Consider the following 19,051-nt stretch of genomic DNA (forward strand, 5'->3'; position numbering starts at 1 on the left):
AGCTTCACCTTTTACGCTTTCTAAACGATATGAAAGCCCCCTAAAGGCAAGGGGGCTACAGAATGGTACGGGCTGGCTCCTGACCCAGCATTTCCTCGATTTCGTTTCTCTCGTTCAAAACGGCAACCTTCGGCTTATGGGTCTTGGCTTCCTCTTCAGACATCATGGCATAAGAAACGATGATGACGACATCTCCCACCTGGACAAGGCGGGCGGCAGCTCCGTTTAAACAAACGACGCCGCTCCCCCTTTCACCGGGTATAATGTACGTTTCCAGCCGGGCCCCGTTATTATTATTTACAATTTGCACTTTTTCATTTGCCATCATTCCGACGGCATCCAGCAAATCTTCATCAATTGTCACGCTGCCGACGTAATTCAAATTGGCCTCCGTCACTCTCGCTCTGTGAAGTTTTGCGCTCATTAAGGTACGGTACATCACAAATCCTCCTTTTGATCTGCCGGGATATCGACGATGATATTATCAATTAAGCGGGCTTTGGAAAACTGAACGGCAACCGCTATGATGACTTTTCCAGTCAATGGCTCCCTGATCTCCAGATCGGGATATGAATAAATATCCGCATAATCAATGACACCGCTCGTTTTTTCAAGAATGCTCCGAACCTCTCGCTTAACAGCTGCCGCGTCCCTCTCTCCATCGCGGATCAGCTCGGCGCCGCGCTGAAGGGCTTGATAGAGAGCGGGTGCTTCCTGCCGTTCTTCAGCTCGCAGATTGACATTTCTTGAGCTTTTGGCAAGCCCGTCTTCTTCCCGTTTTGTTTCAACCGGGATCAGCTCAATATCCATGAAAAAGTCGTTGATCAGCCCGTCGACAACGGCAACCTGCTGCGCATCTTTCATGCCAAAATAAACCCTTGTCGGAAAGGTGAGATTGAACAGCTTTGTGAGCACTGTTGCGACACCGTCGAAATGACCTTCCCTTGAACGGCCGCAAAGGACGTCTGTCCGCTTTTTCACGCTTGCGGTAACCGTCGGCTCCTGGCCGTACATTTCTTCAGGCTCAGGAGTGAACAAAATGTCCACTCCGCCGTCGGCCGCAAGTTGCCGGTCCCTTTCGATATCTCTCGGGTACGCTTCATAGTCTTCACCCGGACCGAACTGCATAGGATTGACAAAAATGCTCATCACGACAATATCGTTGTCTTTTCGCGCTTTTTCCACAAGCGACATATGGCCTTCATGAAGGAAGCCCATTGTCGGCACAAAACCGATCGTTTTGCCTTCTTTGCGATAATTTTTCGTTACATTTTGTATATCTTTTGCTGAATGGATCTGAATCATGCTTATTTCCCTCCGTATAATCCTTCAAGAACTTGCTGATCGATACGGAATGAATGAGCATCTTCAGGAAACACGCGGCTTCTGACATCCTCAACATATCCTCGAAGCGCTTTTTCAAGCGGCTGATCGATTTGCACATACTGTTTTACAAATTTAGGCGTCCGGCTCACTCCGTGTCCGACAACATCATGGTATACGAGAACTTGTCCATCCGTACCCGGGCCTGCTCCAATGCCGATGACAGGAATCGTGAGCTCCTTTGAAATCTGTTCAGCGAGCGCTGCCGGGACGCATTCGAGAACGAGCGCAATCGCGCCTGCTTCTTCACAGCGCTTGCTGTCTTCAATCAGCTTGCGGGCGCTTTCTTCATCTTTCCCCTGAACTTTATAGCCTCCCAAGACACCGACGGATTGAGGAGTCAAGCCTAAGTGGCTGACAACTGGTATTCCGCCGCGTGTTAAAGCCGTGATCGTCTCAAACACCCCGTCGCCGCCTTCAAGCTTCAAAGCATCGGCTCCGCTTTCCTGAACGATCGCCGCAGCATGATTCAGAGCGCTTTCCAAAGAGCAGTGATAAGACATAAACGGCATATCCGTCACAACAAACGTATCTTTTGCCCCGCGTTTGACGGCTTTTGTATGGTGGATCATATCAGCGACCGTCACAGATACGGTCGAATCAAGGCCGAGCACCACCATGCCGAGCGAATCGCCGACAAGAATCATATCGACGCCGGCCTGTTCGGCAAGCTTTGCCGCCGGATAATCGTAGGCCGTCAGCATGACGATCGGCTCTCCCTCTTGTTTCATTTTTAGAAAATCAATCTTTGTCTTCATGTTTTCTCCTCCTCTTTTTCAGAGGAGATGAGCTGCCGTGCTTGCATGTGCATCTTTTCGGACAGCAAAAAAACCTTCCGGCAAGGAGAAGGATTTCGAATCGTCCGTGTTCGGCAAGAATCATCCCTCTGTCCCAGTCCTTTTTGGATCAAGGCAGACTGTTTTTTTATCAGTTGCATGTTTACCAGGTGCAGTTCCTACAGGATACTGCCCATCCGAAGTATACCAAAAACGCATGGATCCTTCCAACTATGACGGATTTATATCGATATCGGCGGAGTATATTTTTTTGATGCCGTCACTCGTTTCCAGAATCAAGACGCCTTCTTCGTCTATTCCAAGCGCTTTGCCGTGAAACGTTCCGTTCAGCGTCCTGGCCGTCAATTCGCGGTTCAGGCTCAGAGCGTAGCTCTCCCATAAAAGCTTGATCGGTTCGAAACCGTAGGCGAGATAGTCTTCATACCTTTTTTCAAATATCGCCATTATCGTTTGAATCAAAGCCGCTCTGTCAATTTTTTCGCCGCTTGCGAGACGAAGGCTTGTCGCTGTTTCTTTTAATTCTTCCGGAAAGTCGTCAGCTATCTGATTGACGTTGATCCCCGTTCCGACGATGACGGAATGGACCTGATCGGCTTCCGCCTGCAGTTCGGTTAAGATCCCGACGACTTTTTTGCCGTTGATCAAAATATCGTTCGGCCATTTGATTTCGGCTGCGATGCCGGTTTGCTCTTCGATTGCCTGAACGATCGCGACTGCGGCTAAAAGCGTCAGTTGCGGCGTTTTTTGCACGGGCATTTCAGGTCTTAAAATGATGCTCATCCAAATGCCGTTTCCTTCCGGGGAATGCCATGCTCTCGCCATTCTTCCCCTTCCTTCAGTCTGCTTGTCGGCAACGATGATCGTTCCTTCCGGCGCACCGTTGTTTGCTAGCTCATGGGCGATTTTTTGAGTTGATGAGACGACATCCTGAAAATGGATGGTCTGTCCCATTTTTTTCGTTTTTAACCCGAGCCTGATTTCATCTTCGGTGATTTTGTCAGGTTTTTTTATCATTTTATAGCCGAGCTTTCGGACCGCTTCAAGTTCATATCCCGATTTTCTCAGATCTTCGATATGCTTCCACACAGCGGTCCTTGAGCATCCTAGCTCTTCACTGATTTTCTGTCCTGAAATGAATTCGCCATCGGCTTCTGTAAACAATTGAATGAGTTTCTTTCTTAAATTTGACTGCATGAATCCAGCCACTCCTCTATGGCTTTTTTTTGATTGGCAAGCTCCCCGTTTAACACGGCCCGCTCAATCCGTTTCAAATCATCGGACACCCATTTCCCGGCCGGCTTCTTTCTGAAGTTCAGTAAATCGCTTCCAGACACCGCCAGGTCTTTCAGGCTTTTAATCGGAAGCGCATGGTACGACTGTCTGATTTCAGCCAGCCGCTTTTCATCGATTGCCTGCTTATCCCTTAAGCTGCGGATGGCGGAAGCGGACAGCAGCGTCTCTTCCCCCGCCTCATACATTGAGACGGCGTCCCATTTTTGATCGATTCGCTCTGCCGTCAGGAGCGCCTGTTTTATGACTTTCCCCGGAAGCTTCCACCCTTTTAAAAACCGGTGCGCTTCAGCGGGATCGATCGATATCATGTGAATGAAAGCCGCCCATATATCCGCTCTTTTTTGAAGTTGATAAAAAGGAAAAGCTCGGGCAGCCAGAACGCGCTCCTTTTTGCCGTCCAGCCCCGGAAGCTCCTTGTAAAGCCCTGTTTCAGCCGCCGCTTCCAAAGCCCTGTCCGCTGCTTTTCCTTTTAAAAGTTTTTCGAATTCAACCGTTTTCCTCTCTGTAGAAATATGAGCCAAGAGCAGACGGTTTTCGCAAATCGCCTCTTTTGTATTTGGAGAAAGCTCAAACTCGAGCTGACTCATAAAACGGAGCGCCCGCAGCATGCGAAGCGCATCTTCGTGAAAACGCTCCGCCGGGTCGCCGACCGTTTGAATCAATTTTTCCTGTATGTCGCGGAGTCCGCCGAAATAGTCGATCAGTCTCCCCTGTTCATCCATCGCCATGGCATTAATCGTCAAATCCCGCCTCTTCAGGTCTTCTTTCAGCGATTTGATAAACTGAACGCCGCTCGGCCTTCTGTAATCCTCGTACTCAAGCTCTGCCCGAAAGGTCGTCACCTCATAAGATTCTCCCTCAAAGAGGACGATGATGGTTCCGTGTTCCTTTCCGACATCAACGGTTTTCGGAAAAATGGCTTCAATTTCTTCCGGGGATGCATCTGTAGCGATGTCAATATCACCGACATCCCGGTTCATTTGGGCATCCCTGACGGCTCCGCCTACAAAGTAGGCCTGCCGGCCGTGTTTTTTCAGCTCACGAAGGAGAGGAAGAGCCTTCAAAAAGAGATCCTCCATTGTCACACTCCCCGTCTGTTAATTGTTGATAAATTTCTTCATATTGCGCGATGATTTTACTGGAAGAAAAGCGCGCCTTGATGCTTTCCAGCGCCGCATCCGCAAACTGGCGCTGCAGGCTTTCATCAGTCAGCAAATGGAGCGCCTTACGAGTTGCGCCTTCAATATCTCCTACATCGACCAAGTAACCGGATTTACCGTTTTTGATCACCTCGGGAATCCCGCCGATATTGGTGCCGATGCACGGAACGCCGCAGGCCATCGCCTCCAGTAGCACTAAACCGAAGCTTTCCTTCTCGGACAAGAGCAGCTTTAAATCGCTGATGGCGTAAAGCTCTTCTACGCTGTCCTGTTTGCCCAGGAAAAGAACGTCGTCTTTTAATCCGAGCTGTCTGACAAGCTGGCAGATCACGGTCATTTCCGGCCCGTCGCCGACAAGAATCAGCTTCGATTTCATTCGTTTGACAATGCGGCTGAAGACATGGATGACGTCCTGTACGCGCTTCACCTGTCTGAAATTGGATACGTGGATGATCACTTTTTCATCAGGGGCAATGCCGTACTGCTCTTTCAGCGAATGATGCTCCTGCTTTTTTAAATACACGCGCTCATCCACAAAATTATAGATCGTTTCGATTTTTTTGTTCGGTTTGATCAAATCATACGTTTGCGCGGCAAGAGCTGAAGAAACCGCGGTTACGCGGTCAGACGACTCGATCGCAAACTTGATCAGGTCTTTTAAAGACGGATCATAGCCGAGCACGGTTATATCTGTGCCGTGCAGCGTTGTGACCGTTTTAATGTTTCCGTTCAGCATTTGCTTTGCTAAAAAAGCGGAAATCGCGTGAGGCACCGCGTAGTGGGCATGCAGAACATCAAGCTGTTCCCGCTTCGCCACCTCCGCCATTTTGCTGGCCAAAGCCAAATCATACGGCGGGTACTTAAACACGGCATATTGATTGACTTCGACTTCGTGAAAATAGATGTTGGAATACACTTTATTGAGCCTGTACGGAACACTTGATGTAATAAAATGAATTTCATGTCCTTTTTCCGCAAGGAGCTTGCCGAGCTCGGTAGCGATAATTCCTGATCCTCCGACACTCGGATAACATGTGATTCCGATTTTTAACTGTTTCATCATCCGCCCCCAAATAAATCGTTGTTTAACAGAAGAGTCCGCTTTGAAAAAAACCCTTCCGCGTATGCGACGCCGACCTCTTTTCCCAAAAGCTTTTCCCTTGCTTCGACCGTTTCAATATATCCGTTCGTCAGCGGCGTTTCAACCGACTGCCGGGAACGGGTGAACTGGCTCTGATAAGCAGCAAGGCTATCCTTTTTTTGATTGATCGTTTCGGAAATGTCGATGACAAATTCAGGTTTATGAAAACCGTTGATCATATAGTAGTACACGTTTTGGACTTTATGGGCCGGCTGTTTTTCTGCATCTTCATATTTATGTATTCCAGCGGAAAAGACCGCTTCTTCGACGATTTCCGCTGCGTGCCCGTGATCGGGATGCCGGTCCTTCGGATAAGGAACAAAAACAAGCTTCGGCTTATGTTTCCGAATGACGGCAACCGCTTCCCTGATCGCCGCCTGGCTGGGAAACAGCCCCCTGTCCGGCAGCGTGAGGGAAATCCGCGAACTGGCGCCGAGAATGTCGGCCGCCAGCGCCGCTTCGCTTTTTCTCGTTTCAACTGTTCCGTTTGAAGACAGTTCAGCCTGGGTTAAATCGCAAATTCCAATTTGAAAGCCTTTTTTAGTATATTTGGCAATGGTTCCTCCCATGCCGATTTCTACATCATCGCTGTGCGCGCCGAAAGCCAGTATATCAAGCATCTCGCTCCCCGCCGTGGACAATGTTTCTGAATTCAAATGCGCCTTCCTCGACAGAGCGGATCAAGATTTCCGCCGTTCCCATGTTGGTGGCGAGCGGAATGGCGTAAACGTCAGACAAGCGGATAAGAGCTGACACATCAGGTTCGTGCGGCTGGGCCGTCAGCGGGTCTCGCAGAAAAATCACAAGATCGATGTCGTTTTTCGCGATCAAAGCGCCGATCTGCTGGTCTCCGCCAAGCGGCCCCGATTGAAAGCGCACGACAGGCAGCCCTGTCGCTTCGGTGATTTTTAAACCGGTCGTTCCTGTCGCAAACAGCTCGTGCTTTTTTAAAATGTCTTTATAAGCGGTCGTCAGCTGAATCATGTCCTGTTTTTTTCGGTCATGGGCAATTAAGGCGATTTTCAAAGCGATTTCCCCCTTTTTGTTACTCTATGATATTTTCAAGGCCGTAGACAAGCTGATCGATTTTCATCACTTGTTCAACAGCCAGTTTCACACCAGACATAAAAGATGCGCGGTTGTATGAATCGTGACGGATTTTCAGGGTTTGGCCGTCTCCGCCGAACATCACTTCCTGATGGGCGATCAATCCCGGCAGACGAACGCTGTGGAGACGGATTCCGTTTTGATCGGCGCCTCTTGCTCCCGGCAGAATTTCTTTTTCATCCGGATGTCCCTGCGTTTTCGCTTCGCGAACAGCCGAAATCATTTCCGCCGTTTTCAAGGCCGTTCCGCTTGGTGCGTCAAGCTTTTGATCATGGTGCTGTTCAATGATTTCGACATCAGTAAAATAGTTGGCAGCCATTTGCGAAAACTTCATCATCAGCACGGCTCCGAGCGCGAAGTTTGGCGCGATGATGGCTCCGATCCCCTTCTCGTCGGTCAGTTCCATAAGCTCGTTCAAGTCGCTCTCAGAAAATCCTGTCGTTCCCACAACAGGACGGACGCCGTGCTCGAGCGCGATTTTTGTATGGAGCTTGCCGATTTCCGGCGTTGTCAAATCAATTAGAACGTCCGGAGCCGTTTCTGAAAAGCATTCGGCAATGTCGGTGTAAATGACGGCATCTGAACTTGACATCATCACGTCTGACAGCTTTTCACGGTTATATGTACGGTCGATTGCACCGACCAGCTCAAAATGTGCGGTATCTTCAACAAGTTTGACCGCTTCGCTTCCCATTCTTCCGCGCGGTCCTGCTATGGCGATTTTAATGGTCTCCTTTTGCATCTTCATTCTCCTCTACTTTCCTTCTTCTTTTCTTGTCCAGCGGTCTTTGTCACGGGTGTTGAACTTCTCCATGACCATATCATGCGCTTCATCCAATGATATATGAAGCGAATTCGCAAGACAAACTAAAACGAACAATACGTCGCCCATTTCTTCATCGATCTTTTTTTCCGATTCGGTTTTTTTCTTCGGTTTTTCACCGTAATGGTGGTTGATTTCCCTCGCCAGTTCGCCAAGCTCTTCCGTCAGCCTGGCCATCATGGCAAGCGGACTGAAATAGCCTTCTTTAAACTGGCCGATATATTCGTCAACCTCACGCTGTATATCTTTCATCGTTTTTTCTTTCGTCATGCTGACAAAACCTCCTGTCATCTCTTACATGTTAGCGAATTCAAACAAGTTTGACAAATGTTTAAGACGGGTTTGCTGTTTTAAAACGGATACACTATAATATTAACGCCAGCTTATGGAAGGAAAGGAGTTTTTTTATGTTCGGAGACATCAGAATGAAGAACGTCCTGTTGATTTTAGCAGGCGCCGCAGTTTTTTCCTTTGGACTCGTTCATTTTAATATGCAGAACAACTTGTCGGAAGGCGGTTTTACCGGCATTACCCTGCTGCTTTATTTCCTGTTTAACATCGATCCTTCCATATCCAATCTGGTGCTGAACATCCCGGTCTTCTTCATCGGTTGGAAACTCCTCGGCAGAACGGTCTTCTCATATACCATTCTCGGCACAGTCAGTCTGTCGGTGTTTTTATGGATTTTTCAGCGCTTCCAGATTCATATGCCGCTACAGAACGATCTTGCGCTCGCGGCTCTTTTTGCAGGCGTGTTTATCGGTACCGGATTGGGCATTATTTTCAGATACGGCGGAACGACGGGCGGCGTCGATATTATTGTGCGGCTGATCAACAAATATTTTCAAGTGCCGATGGGCAAAGCCATGTTTGTGTTTGACGCCTGCGTCATTACATTATCCCTTATTTTTTACCTCTCTTATAAGGAAGCGATGTACACGCTTGTTGCCGTATTTGTCGCCTCAAAAGTCATCGATTTTATGCAGGAAGGCGGTTATGCCGCAAAAGGCGCCACCATCATCTCTGAAAAGAACGACCAGATCCAGCGCAAAATCATTGAAGAAATGGAAAGAGGCGTCACGGTTTTAAAAGGTCAGGGGTCATATACGAAAACAGAGCGGGACGTTCTCTACTGCGTCGTTCCGAAAAATGAAGTTTTCCAGCTGAAAAATGTGATTACCTCGGTCGACCCGCACGCTTTTGTAGCCGTAAGCGACGTCCACGACGTTCTGGGAGAAGGGTTTACGCTTGATGAGAACAAAAATCCCATCACCCGCTGATTGAAGGTCAGCAAAAAAAGAAGCTCGCGATCAGCGGAGCTTCTTATTTCGGCCAATCTTTTTCTCTTTTTCTGCGCCTGTCCTCTTCGGCTTTATACTTTCTGAACCCGACATATGTCAGCGTCGAGAGGATAATGCTTCCCGTCGTCAGGATGACCCATAACAGTGAAGGGTCTGCATCATCTTCTTCTACTTGATCAAACACATCTTCCAAATCTTTTTCCAAAAGCGTCAGCCTTTCCAGCTTGCTGCTCTCCGTCATTTGCTGAAAGCCCCCGTTCTCCACGACTGCAATATGGTTGGAGACGCTTTTTAACTGCTTTGGCGAAACATCAATCGTTAAGCTTGGATAAATCGTATCATACAAGGATAAAAAATGATTCCACTTTTCCCTGAATGTCAGGTTGTCTTCTTTCTGAATCCCGGCCTTCAAAGCGCTGAAAGCATCCATGATCGGCTTTTTCAAACTGCTCCACAGCGGATCATGGTCAGATTCTATGGCGTCCATCAGCATTCTAAACTGGGCGGCGGCTTTAAATTTCTCCTGCTGTGCGACCTCTTCGCTTTCCAGCCTTTTCAGCGTATCATGGTAGGCCAGACTGACCTGGCGGATTTCCGAGCCTGTCATAATACCCTCTGTTTCGCCTTTCTCCGCTGCTTTCAGCCGTTTTTCAAAGTATTGAAGAATTTGTACCGCTTCCTCATATTGAGACTGCCTTGTTAGCTGGAATACCGTATCTGACAGTTCCGTCAATTCCTGCAAAGCCGATGATTCTTCCGCTTTTAAACCGGCCGCAGGAAAAACAAGCGCAAGCATCATGCAAAGGATCACCTTTCGTATCATTACGGTCCCTCCCACTCCTTCTATTAAAGCGTATGAAGAGAGGGACAAGGTTAGACCAAGATTGTGAATCCGTGTTACAGCTTAAAAGCTTTCCTGGACAAAACCAAGTAATAGGCCAAACCGATCGAAACGATGCTGAGCCAAAATGTAAAATAGCCGATCTGCGGCATATATTGATCGAGCATTGAATAATTCGGCATCATGCCAAACAAGTAATCAATGACATCGTTATGCAGCGTCCACACAGCCGCAAGCGCCAAATGCCACCCTTTAAACCGGTAATGAGGGGCATACAGCACGCCTTGCACAGCCATTGCGAAGTGCGACGCGATCAGCATATAGCCCGTCCAATGGAGGCTTCCGGACACCGCAAGCACGAGGATATTCATCACAACCGCCCACAGCCCGTATTTGACGAGCGTAACAAGCGCAAGCGCCTCAAAGAGAGGAGCATTCCTTCCCAATAAAAGTCCGATGAGAACAAATAAAAAAAACAATGTCGCCGTCGGGCTGTCGGGAACGAAAATCAGAAATTTCGCAGGCGTATTCGTCAGCTGCGGAAGGTACCAATAATACCCGTAAACCGTACCGAAGAAATTAATGATCAAAAGCAGCAGAAGCAGCGGCTTTTGAGCGAGCATGTAGGAAATCAGTTTCAAAGCAATCAACTCACAGTCTCTTTAAATAAAAAAAGCCGCCGCCGAGTCAGCTTCACAGACTGACCGCAGAAACGTGCGCCAAGAAGCAGCGGCATTTCCGGCTTCCGTACGGTTCACGATCAGCAGCGGTCAAAATTGAAAAGGCCATCGACATCGTCGACAGCCCGAGAGGCTGACTTGGCGTCAGCTTCAGCTCTATCAAGAGTATAGCCTGCCTTCATCAACTTGACAACCGTTTTATTTCGCCGTTGTTTCGGAGATGAATTTAGACAGTTCTTTAAGCTCTTTATCAGATCCTTTAAAAACGCCAGCAGGCATTTCGCCTTTTCCTTCCTTGGCGATTTTCGCAATCTCTTCCGGAGACAAGCCGTTGTCAACGAGAGACGGGCCTGCCGCTCCTCCCTGCATGTTGTCTCCATGGCACGAGATACAGCCTTGCTCCTGATAAATCTTATACCCTGCTGCACTCGTATCAATATTGGCCTCTTCCTTGATTTTACCCTGCTCTTCAGCAGCGGCCCAGTCGTGAGTTGCAACGGACTGCCATGTTAAGAAAACAGTCGCTGAAATGGCCAAAAGCATCAACCCTACGGCAACCGGGCGTTTAAACGGCCTTCTTTCAGGGCCTCTGTCAAGAAACGGCGCCAATAAAAGCGCTCCGAATGCAATTGTCGGGATAATAATTGCGCCGACCACGGTATACGGTCCGGCAGCATATTCGTATTTCAGCAATTGGTAAAGAAATAGAAAATACCAGTCTGGCAAAGGTATGTAGCCGGTATCGGTCGGATCTGCCATCCGCTCGAGCGGAGGCTCATGGACGATGGTCAGCACGAGAAAACCGACAAGGAAAACCGCCCCGACCATCCATTCTTTCAGCAGGAAATTCGGCCAGAACGCTTCCGTTTTCCCTGGAAATTCGGAATAATCTTTTGGAATATTCGGTTTTCTTTCCGCCGGGATCCGTGAATCACCGACAAACTTCATCCCTTTTCCCCTTTTCATGCCATCCCCTCCTTCTCAATTGAGTCGCTCGTTTACAGCGGCCCAGAAATTCCTTGCTTGCGAATCATGATAAAGTGTGCAGCCATCAGTCCGAACAGAGCGGCTGGCAGGAAAAAGACGTGTATGGCAAAAAAGCGCGTCAACGTCTGAGCGCCGACAATATCCGGATGACCGGCAAGCAGCGTTTTAATTTCCGAGCCGATCAGCGGCGTCGCCTCAGCAATCTGCAAACCTACTTTTGTCGCAAACAGAGCTTTCATATCCCAAGGCAAAAGGTAGCCTGTAAAACCTAAACCGAGCATGACAAAGAAGATCAAAACGCCGACAATCCAGTTCAGCTCTCTCGGCTTCTTATAGGCCCCCTGGAAGAAAACCCTGAGCGTATGAAGAAACATCATCACAATGACCAAGCTTGCACCCCAGTGGTGCATTCCCCTTACAATCTGTCCGAATGCCACTTCATTCTGCAAATAATAAACAGATTCCCAGGCATTTTTAATATCCGGAACGTAATACATCGTCAAAAACATGCCGGACAGCACCTGAATCACCGTAACGAAAAACGTCAATCCCCCGAAGCAGTACACGAAAGCTGAAAAATGGTGAGCCGGGTTCACGTGTTCAGGAACTTCATGGTCGGCGATGTCCCGCCAGAGCGGCGTAATGTCAAGTCTTTCGTCCACCCAGTCATAAATTTTGTTTAGCATGATCACCCATCCTTCCTCGGCTTGGCTTTCCCTAAGTAAAGGTAGCCGTCTTTAACCTCTTGCTCATAGCGGTCCAAAGGAGCAAGCGGCGGAGTTCCGGGCACGTTGGTACCATCCTTTTCATAAAGTCCGTAATGGCACGGACAAAAGAACTTATTCGGATTTTTAGGATCGCTGTTCCAGTTGACCGTACACCCCAAATGTTTACAAACCGGTGATAAAGCTACAATTTCGTCCCCACTTTTGAAAACCCACGCTGATCTCGATTCTTCCGATTCGTACCAGGCATCCACTTGTTTGATTTTAAAATCGAAGCGCTGCGGTTCATTTGTCAATTCATCAACGCTGACAACCTGAACCATGTCCTGATCTTCAGTCGGCCTTAAAACCGGATCGAGCGCGAAGCGAACCATAGGCATGAGCATCCCCGCCGCCATAAAGCCGCCGACTCCGGTCAGCGTATAGTTTAAAAACTGACGTCTGGATACCCGATGTCTTTTTTCGCTCATCTTCATATCCCCCCTCAAGTCCCCAGCTACAATATAACTGAAATAGAAAAAAATTCATGAAACTAGGACACCCTCATAATATATCAATATTTTAGGAAGGTCAACATTCCCAAAATCATTATACAAAGGAAATGTAAGTGTTTTTATTAAGAGTTCCAATATTGTAACAAAATGTTCAATATTTGCTCAATTTGGTCTTCCAGCAGCTTCTGTTTTAACGAATCCTTCATATGTTCGAGCGGAATCGCCGGAACCCACAGCAGCTTTTGCTCGCTTTCGAGCACCTGCTTCCAGCGTTCATCCGTCGTTAAAAACACGATGTGGCGGAAATGTTTTCCGGCCATTTCTTTTAAATCGGCGATATGCTGCGCCGATTTTTCATCCGCATCTAAATATGTACAGGGCGGAAACAAATAGATTCTGCCCTTCAGCTGCCTTTCAAGTTCTTCTGCAAGTATAGACGTAAATTCCCCTTTTGATACGGCTGATTTAAACTGATCTCCCAAATCAACCGATATTAAAGGGATGACAGCTGTATCGATGTATTCTTTCGCGTTCAAGTAAACATCCGCATCGTGCGTATTCCATTTCACGGCTCCCGGCCTCCTCATTTTGACAGCGCTTTCTCCGGAGCTGAACAAGCCTTGCTCTCGGCAAGGCTTGATTGGCTGCGGATTATCGCAGCTGGCTCAGTTGTTTAGCTAGTTTTTCGAAGCTTTCTTTATCTTGGCGGTCAAGCGCTTCATCGATTTCCCGCAGCAGCTTTTGTCTCTGAAAAGTGGAAATGGAATGCTCCAAAATCTGTTCAGCGACAATTTTATCTTTTTCATTTTCATATAGGTCTTTCGGAATATGGGGATTGGCTTCGAGTACAGCCGCATATTCCGGAGAATTATAGGCTGAGCGGAAGTTCAGCTGGATAAAGAGATCCTGCTGCTTATTCAGCCTGATATCATGAAATGATTTTTCTGCATCGGTCGTCATGACATTTTCTTTATAAAAACGAAAAGGCACTTCCTCAACGCAGTGGGTAGACATGATAATGCCCCTCGGACAAAATTCGGCCTGCTCGACAAAATGCACTTTTTCCATCAGCGAGTCATGGCTCATTAAATAATTCAGAATCCATACACACTCTCTTCGTTTCAGCTGATAATGGTTGAGAAACCAGCGGATAAAATCTTTTTTTTCATTGACAGAAACAGGGGTCTGCATGTTATTCCCTCCTCTATCGCATCTTGTGTATTACTTTATAAATTCCACACAAACCGATCATATCCTGCTTATTCAAAGGAATTTTCATCTTCGATTCTGAAAATCGTCTCCTGGACTTCCTCGTTTGCCGGGTCGAGCTCTGCCAGTTTTTTCAGCAGAGGCAGCGCTTCTTTCCGCCGTCCTTCTTCAAGCAGAAACATTGAATATTCGTAAAGAAAATCGGCGTCATCCCGATAGTGCATAAATGCGTTCTCATATTCCTCACGCGCCTTGTCGTACGCCTCTGTCCGGGCGAACGCCGATGCCAGATGCCAGCTGAACTTCGGATCATCCTCTCCGTATTTGCGCACTTCCTGTACGAGTTCAATAATGCTCTCATCGTCTTCTTCTTCAAGAAACAGGGCAAGCAGCATATGGACGGCTTCCAGATACCCGGGGTCCAGCGCCAGCGCTTCACGAAGCAGCTCTTTCGCTTCCGAATGCCTTTTCGTTTTTAAGGCTGCTTTTGCAGCGGAAAGATAAAGCTCTTTGTTGAATTCATCGAAGCGGATTCCTTCTTTTGCCGTTTCAAATGCTTCTTCATAAAGCCCTTCTGCTTCAAAACTGTTTGCCAGAGGCTTGTAAAGTGAAGAATAAGCGGGATCCATTTCCTTCAGCTCTGTCAGCTGTTTAATCGCAGTTTTAGGATACCCCGCTTTCAGCGCCGTAAAACCAAACCCGAACAGTGTGTTGGGCTCCGGGTTCTCCTTGACGGCTTTTTCATACCATTCAAGCGCTTCTTCAAACGCGCCGGACGAACTCAATGATTCCGCCAGCCTTTGGTACACCTTGACGCCGCCGATGACGGCTTCTTCTTCGGCCGCTTTTTTGAATTGACGGACCGCTTTGCCGTAAGCTCCCTGAGTGAAATACAGCTCTCCCAAAGCAAAATCGATTACCGGCTCATCCGGCAAAATGGCTTGCGCCTTCAACAGCTTTTGCTCGCTGACTTCAAACAGACCCTGCATCTGATAGAGGTCAGCCATTAAAAGCAGGCACTGCGGGTACGCTTCGTCTGTTTCCGGAATCGTTTCAAGCACGCTGAGCGCTTTTTCTTCCTGATCGGTTTCGATGAGGAGTTCGGCATAAAAGCATGTCAGTTCCGTTTCATCCGGATACAGTTCATGGAGATCATTCGCGATGGCGATAGCCTTATCGACAATTCCCCATTCGTAATACAGCTGAGCTACTATGGCTTTGTCTTCATCATGAAGGTCAGACTCGATATCAGCAAGCTTTTTCAATCCGCTTTCCGTGTGGCCTGCTTCAACTAATTTTATGGCTTCTTGAATCGAAGTATTCAAATCTTAACGTCCCTTTCTTTCGTCAATTCATCGCCTGCCGTATCAGCCGGCATATCGCGGTGAGTTACTTACTATCATAATTCACGCGGCGGCTTCCGGCAAATATGTTGCCCGCACACCTGTGTGAAGCAGATTGATTCTGTTAAGACAAGCTATGCGGGAGACATTCGTTTTATGTTCAAACGCCCGGCTTTCATGATTTTCCGGGCTGAAAAAGCCTGAGCACAAGGCTTCAGGCTTTTTTTGCAAGCTTTTCGATATGTTCAAAAAACGAAGGATATGAGACGCTCACAGCTTCAGGTTGTAAAATGTCGATCGGCTGCTTGCAGATGCAGGCGGCGATTCCCAGCATCATTCCGATCCGGTGGTCCCCGTGGCTTGAGACTTTCGCGCCGCCTGTAAGAGGCGTCCTGCCGTGAATCTTCATCCCGTCTTCTGTCGGCTCGATGTTCGCACCGATTTTTTTCAGCTCTGAGGCGACGGTGTCGATTCGGTTCGTTTCTTTTACTTTGAGCTCAGCCGCGTCTTTGATGACCGTCGTTCCTTCAGCCTGTGTAGCGAGAAGAGCGATGATCGGTATTTCATCGATGAGGCGCGGGATCAAATCGCCCGAAATTTCAGCGGCTTTCAAGGAGGACGTTTTGATTCTCAGATCGCCGTACGGCTCGGCGTTTCCGGCATTTTTTTCTTCGATGTCAAGATCGGCTCCCATTTCTTTCAAGACATCGATGATTCCCGTCCTGGTCGGATTGAGTCCGACATTGCGAAGCACGACTTCACTGTCAGGAACTAGCGATGCCGCTGCCAGGAAAAACGCAGCTGATGAAATATCACCCGGCACGAAGACTTCGGCCGCTTTCAGGTGCTGCCCGCCCTCAATCGTTACGCTTGTTTCATCTTCCTGAAGGCTGACGCCGAACATCGACAGCATCCGTTCCGTATGGTCTCTTGATTTATGAGGCTCCGTCACCGTTGTGGCGCCTTCGGCCTGCAGACCCGCAAGCAGAACGGCAGATTTGATTTGCGCACTTGCAACAGGCGACTGAAAATCGATCGCTGCCAGATGTCCGCCGCGGACAGAAAGCGGTGTGTATTCCCCTCCGGCGCGGCCGTCGATTTTCGCTCCCATTTTTCGAAGCGGTTCTGTGACACGCTTCATCGGCCTTTTGGCGATACTCTCATCGCCGGCGACTGTACTGTGAAACGGGCGTCCCGCCAAAATGCCGAGCATCAGCCTGATCGTCGTTCCGGAATTCCCTACGTCAAGGAGCTCCGCAGGCTCAGCCAGCTGATCGAGCCCTTTGCCGAGGACGGTGACATCACTGCCATTCTGTTCGATTTCCACGCCCATTTTCCGAAAGCAGGCGATCGTGCTCAAGCAGTCGGCCCCTGGCAAAAAGTTTTTGATGACCGTTTTCCCTTCTGCTATGGCTCCGAACATAACAGAGCGGTGAGAGATGGATTTATCTCCCGGAATATGAAGCTCTCCTTTTAGTGAACTGATTTTTCCTCTTTTCATGTGTTCCACCTCAATCAGCATAAAATGTTTCATATTTTGCGCGGGTTTGAATGCATTTTTCGGCGCGTTTTCGATCTTCATCGGATTGAAAGCTGATTCTGAGAACACCGTTTATGTCTTCCCTCGTTTCAATAATCCGGATGTTCGTAATGCTGATTTTCTCGTCAGCGAGAATCGCCGTAATTTCCGAGATGACCCCGGGATGGTCGGGGACATCGACATAAAGATCGTAAAAGGAAGGGATCGCGCCTTTTTGCCGCAAAGGCAGACCGTCGCGGTATTCCTTGGCCTGCCGAAAAAATTCAAACAGCCCGTCTGCATCTTCATTTTCGACAAAAGACTGAATTCTGTCCAGCTCATATTTCCATTCGTCAAACCGCTCCAATATTTTATCTTTATTGTGTAAAAGAATATCGCGCCACATCGCCGGGCTGCTTGAGGCAATTCTCGTAATATCGCGGAAGCCCCCTGCGGCAAAACGCTTGACGAGCGGGTACTGATCTTCGAATTTGACGGTCTGGTGGACGAGACTGGCCGCTACGACGTGCGGAAAGTGGCTGATCACGCTTGTAACGGCGTCGTGTTCAGCCGGAGACATTTCCACAAACTTTGCATTTGTTCCCTTGAGCAGATCTTTTAAGGAAGCAACTGCTTCTTTGCCGGCGGAGCCGGAAGGCGTCAAAATATAAAACGCGTTCTCGAAAAGGAAGTCTTTGGCGGCTGCGACGCCCGATTTATGCGATCCGGCCATCGGATGGCCCCCGATAAACCTGTATTCATCCGGCAGCACTTTCTCGGCATGGCTGACGACCTTTTGTTTCGTGCTGCCGACATCTGTAATGAGCAGCTTTTTTTTGATGCCTGAAGCGGCAAGTTCATCAAGCATGTGAAGCGTCTGTTCGACCGGCGCCGCTAAAAAAACGGTTGACGCTTCTTTCACCCCTTCTAAAAAAGAAGCAGCCGGAGCATCAATAACGCCAAGCTTTTGTGCAGCTCTTGCCTGCTCTTCTGACACGTCAAACCCGATGATCCGTTTGCCGGGGTGTTCCTTTTTGATGGCAAGGGCGATCGATCCGCCGATTAAGCCCAAACCGGCCAATAAAATCGTTTCATTTGGTTGAGTCATTTTTTATCACCTAGTTCATCAATAGACTAAAGAGGTGACTGAATCATCACCTCTTACAACATGCCGGCTAACGTTTTCAACAAGCCTTCGTTCTGTTCCTTCGTACCGATCGATATTCTAAGGAATGTCGGAAAGCCGAGCGCATTCCCCGATCTGACGATATAGCCTTTTTTCAGCAGCTCCAGGAAAAGTTCGTCTGCATCCCGTTTAAAATCAATCAGCACAAAGTTCGTTTGTGAAGGATAGTAAGTTAGTCCGTGCTCATCACAGAAATCGTAGTACTGTTTAAGCCCTTCATTGTTTTTTCTCACGCAATCGTCGATAAATGCCTGATCGCCAAGGGCGGCAAGCGCCGCAGCCTGGCCGAGCCGGTTTGTATTAAACGGCTGTCTCGCCGGCTCAACCGCCTGAATCAGCTGTTCAGAGGCAATCCCGTAGCCGACCCTCAAAGACGCTAAACCGTAAGCTTTTGAAAACGTCCTGAGAATCATCAGGTTCGGAAAGCGTTCTAAAAGCGGAATGGTCTCAGGGTAGTCTTCAGCCGTTACGTATTCGTAATAAGCTTCATCGACGACAGCAAGGACATGTTCAGGGACTTTTTCAAGAAAACGGATCAGGTTGCGGCCGGATTCATACGTTCCGGTCGGATTGTTCGGGCTGCAAACCCAGACAACCTTCGTCTGTTCATCGATCGCCTCCAGCATTGCATCAAGGTCGTGGCAGCCGTTTTCAAGCAGGCCGATTTCCCTGACTTCCGCTCCTTCGATGACAGCATTGTGTTTGTATTGTGAAAATGTCGGATTCGCCATTACAGTGTTTGAGACAGGGTCCAACAAAGACCGGGAAATAATTTGAATGACTTCGTCTGTTCCGTTTCCCAAGATGATGTTCGTTTCGTTTACGCCGAGATGGGAGGCAAGCTTTGTTCTCAATGCCGCACTATAGCCGTCAGGATAGAGAGCCATTTGCTGCACTTCGGTCTGGAGCGCTGCTTTTGCCGCTTCCGAACAGCCGTAAGGATTTTCATTTGAAGCAAGCTTGACGACCCGGTCGAGGTTGAATTCTTTTTTGACCTCTTCAATCGGTTTGCCCGGCTTGTAAGGCGTTAATTGTTTTAACTGTTCTTTAATTTGCAACATT

Annotated in this window: 23 protein-coding genes; 1 reads left to right on the plus strand and 22 read right to left on the minus strand. The window is 48.4% G+C overall.

All coding sequences use genetic code 11. The features are described from left to right. Positions 1 to 55: 55 nt before the first annotated feature. The 10 genes from panD to MST20_RS07035 form a co-directional block, all read right to left on the minus strand. Complete coding sequence (panD, locus tag MST20_RS06990; RefSeq protein ID WP_003182918.1) at positions 56 to 439, minus strand: aspartate 1-decarboxylase; 384 nt, start codon at positions 437 to 439, stop codon at positions 56 to 58. Continuing rightward, positions 439 to 1,305: a pantoate--beta-alanine ligase gene (gene panC, locus MST20_RS06995; RefSeq protein WP_165427391.1), complete on the minus strand. Its 867-nt coding sequence runs from the start codon at positions 1,303 to 1,305 to the stop codon at positions 439 to 441. Before panC ends, panD begins: the two co-directional genes overlap by 1 nt. A gap of 2 nt (positions 1,306 to 1,307) precedes the next feature. Continuing rightward, positions 1,308 to 2,141, minus strand: coding sequence for a 3-methyl-2-oxobutanoate hydroxymethyltransferase (panB, locus tag MST20_RS07000; protein WP_243941040.1), 834 nt, complete (start codon positions 2,139 to 2,141; stop codon positions 1,308 to 1,310). 249 nt (positions 2,142 to 2,390) lie between these two features. Next, complete coding sequence (locus MST20_RS07005) at positions 2,391 to 3,374, minus strand: biotin--[acetyl-CoA-carboxylase] ligase (RefSeq protein ID WP_243941042.1); 984 nt, start codon at positions 3,372 to 3,374, stop codon at positions 2,391 to 2,393. Then, positions 3,359 to 4,552 carry a CCA tRNA nucleotidyltransferase gene (locus MST20_RS07010; protein ID WP_243941044.1) on the minus strand — a complete coding sequence of 398 codons (1,194 nt, stop codon included), beginning with the start codon at positions 4,550 to 4,552 and terminating at the stop codon, positions 3,359 to 3,361. The genes MST20_RS07005 and MST20_RS07010 overlap by 16 nt, the downstream gene beginning before the upstream one ends. After that, a complete protein-coding gene (gene bshA, locus MST20_RS07015) occupies positions 4,512 to 5,693 on the minus strand; it encodes an N-acetyl-alpha-D-glucosaminyl L-malate synthase BshA (protein WP_243941046.1) in 1,182 nt (393 codons plus the stop codon). The genes MST20_RS07010 and bshA overlap by 41 nt, the downstream gene beginning before the upstream one ends. Further along, positions 5,693 to 6,394 (minus strand): bacillithiol biosynthesis deacetylase BshB1, encoded by a 702-nt coding sequence (bshB1, locus tag MST20_RS07020; protein ID WP_243941201.1) that lies wholly within the window; start codon positions 6,392 to 6,394, stop codon positions 5,693 to 5,695. Before bshB1 ends, bshA begins: the two co-directional genes overlap by 1 nt. Continuing rightward, positions 6,387 to 6,800 carry a methylglyoxal synthase gene (gene mgsA / locus MST20_RS07025; protein WP_243941048.1) on the minus strand — a complete coding sequence of 138 codons (414 nt, stop codon included), beginning with the start codon at positions 6,798 to 6,800 and terminating at the stop codon, positions 6,387 to 6,389. The genes bshB1 and mgsA overlap by 8 nt, the downstream gene beginning before the upstream one ends. Before the next feature lie 19 nt (positions 6,801 to 6,819). Continuing rightward, entirely contained in the window at positions 6,820 to 7,623 is an 804-nt protein-coding gene (dapB, locus tag MST20_RS07030; protein WP_243941050.1) for a 4-hydroxy-tetrahydrodipicolinate reductase, read from the minus strand. 12 nt (positions 7,624 to 7,635) lie between these two features. Next, positions 7,636 to 7,974 (minus strand): nucleotide pyrophosphohydrolase, encoded by a 339-nt coding sequence (locus MST20_RS07035; RefSeq protein WP_243941052.1) that lies wholly within the window; start codon positions 7,972 to 7,974, stop codon positions 7,636 to 7,638. 137 nt (positions 7,975 to 8,111) lie between these two features. Between MST20_RS07035 and MST20_RS07040 the strand changes: the two genes are divergently transcribed. Further along, positions 8,112 to 8,984 carry a YitT family protein gene (locus tag MST20_RS07040; RefSeq protein ID WP_243941054.1) on the plus strand — a complete coding sequence of 291 codons (873 nt, stop codon included), beginning with the start codon at positions 8,112 to 8,114 and terminating at the stop codon, positions 8,982 to 8,984. Positions 8,985 to 9,027: 43 nt separating this feature from the next. On the opposite strand, the gene ypjB is transcribed toward MST20_RS07040, so the two are convergent. From ypjB to hisC, 12 genes are all read right to left on the minus strand, one after another. Beyond that, on the minus strand, positions 9,028 to 9,828 hold the full coding sequence (gene ypjB, locus MST20_RS07045) for a sporulation protein YpjB (RefSeq protein ID WP_243941056.1): 801 nt from the start codon (positions 9,826 to 9,828) through the stop codon (positions 9,028 to 9,030). 74 nt (positions 9,829 to 9,902) lie between these two features. Next, positions 9,903 to 10,487: a lipoprotein heptaprenylglyceryl N-acetyltransferase LhaT gene (gene lhaT, locus MST20_RS07050; protein ID WP_243941203.1), complete on the minus strand. Its 585-nt coding sequence runs from the start codon at positions 10,485 to 10,487 to the stop codon at positions 9,903 to 9,905. A 52-nt stretch (positions 10,488 to 10,539) separates the two neighbouring features. Next, positions 10,540 to 10,689: a hypothetical protein gene (locus MST20_RS07055; protein WP_165427399.1), complete on the minus strand. Its 150-nt coding sequence runs from the start codon at positions 10,687 to 10,689 to the stop codon at positions 10,540 to 10,542. 35 nt (positions 10,690 to 10,724) lie between these two features. Further along, positions 10,725 to 11,492, minus strand: coding sequence for a menaquinol-cytochrome c reductase cytochrome b/c subunit (locus MST20_RS07060; protein ID WP_165427400.1), 768 nt, complete (start codon positions 11,490 to 11,492; stop codon positions 10,725 to 10,727). Between the two features lie 32 nt (positions 11,493 to 11,524). Further along, positions 11,525 to 12,199 (minus strand): menaquinol-cytochrome c reductase cytochrome b subunit, encoded by a 675-nt coding sequence (qcrB, locus tag MST20_RS07065; protein ID WP_003182952.1) that lies wholly within the window; start codon positions 12,197 to 12,199, stop codon positions 11,525 to 11,527. Positions 12,200 to 12,201: 2 nt separating this feature from the next. Next, positions 12,202 to 12,708, minus strand: a complete 507-nt coding sequence (locus MST20_RS07070; protein ID WP_003182954.1) for a QcrA and Rieske domain-containing protein — start codon at positions 12,706 to 12,708, stop codon at positions 12,202 to 12,204. 146 nt (positions 12,709 to 12,854) lie between these two features. Beyond that, on the minus strand, positions 12,855 to 13,301 hold the full coding sequence (locus MST20_RS07075; RefSeq protein WP_165427401.1) for a YpiF family protein: 447 nt from the start codon (positions 13,299 to 13,301) through the stop codon (positions 12,855 to 12,857). Between the two features lie 82 nt (positions 13,302 to 13,383). Next, positions 13,384 to 13,923 (minus strand): ReoY family proteolytic degradation factor, encoded by a 540-nt coding sequence (locus tag MST20_RS07080; RefSeq protein WP_020451944.1) that lies wholly within the window; start codon positions 13,921 to 13,923, stop codon positions 13,384 to 13,386. A 68-nt stretch (positions 13,924 to 13,991) separates the two neighbouring features. Then, positions 13,992 to 15,266 (minus strand): tetratricopeptide repeat protein, encoded by a 1,275-nt coding sequence (locus tag MST20_RS07085; RefSeq protein WP_243941058.1) that lies wholly within the window; start codon positions 15,264 to 15,266, stop codon positions 13,992 to 13,994. A gap of 232 nt (positions 15,267 to 15,498) precedes the next feature. Further along, positions 15,499 to 16,785, minus strand: a complete 1,287-nt coding sequence (gene aroA, locus MST20_RS07090) for a 3-phosphoshikimate 1-carboxyvinyltransferase (protein WP_243941060.1) — start codon at positions 16,783 to 16,785, stop codon at positions 15,499 to 15,501. A 10-nt stretch (positions 16,786 to 16,795) separates the two neighbouring features. Further along, complete coding sequence (locus tag MST20_RS07095; RefSeq protein WP_243941062.1) at positions 16,796 to 17,911, minus strand: prephenate dehydrogenase; 1,116 nt, start codon at positions 17,909 to 17,911, stop codon at positions 16,796 to 16,798. Between the two features lie 53 nt (positions 17,912 to 17,964). Then, on the minus strand, positions 17,965 to 19,047 hold the full coding sequence (gene hisC / locus MST20_RS07100; protein WP_243941205.1) for a histidinol-phosphate transaminase: 1,083 nt from the start codon (positions 19,045 to 19,047) through the stop codon (positions 17,965 to 17,967). Between the last annotated feature and the right edge of the window lie 4 nt (positions 19,048 to 19,051).

Source organism: Bacillus sp. B19-2 (genome assembly GCF_022832475.1).
Classification (GTDB): Bacteria; Bacillota; Bacilli; order Bacillales; family Bacillaceae; genus Bacillus; species Bacillus paralicheniformis.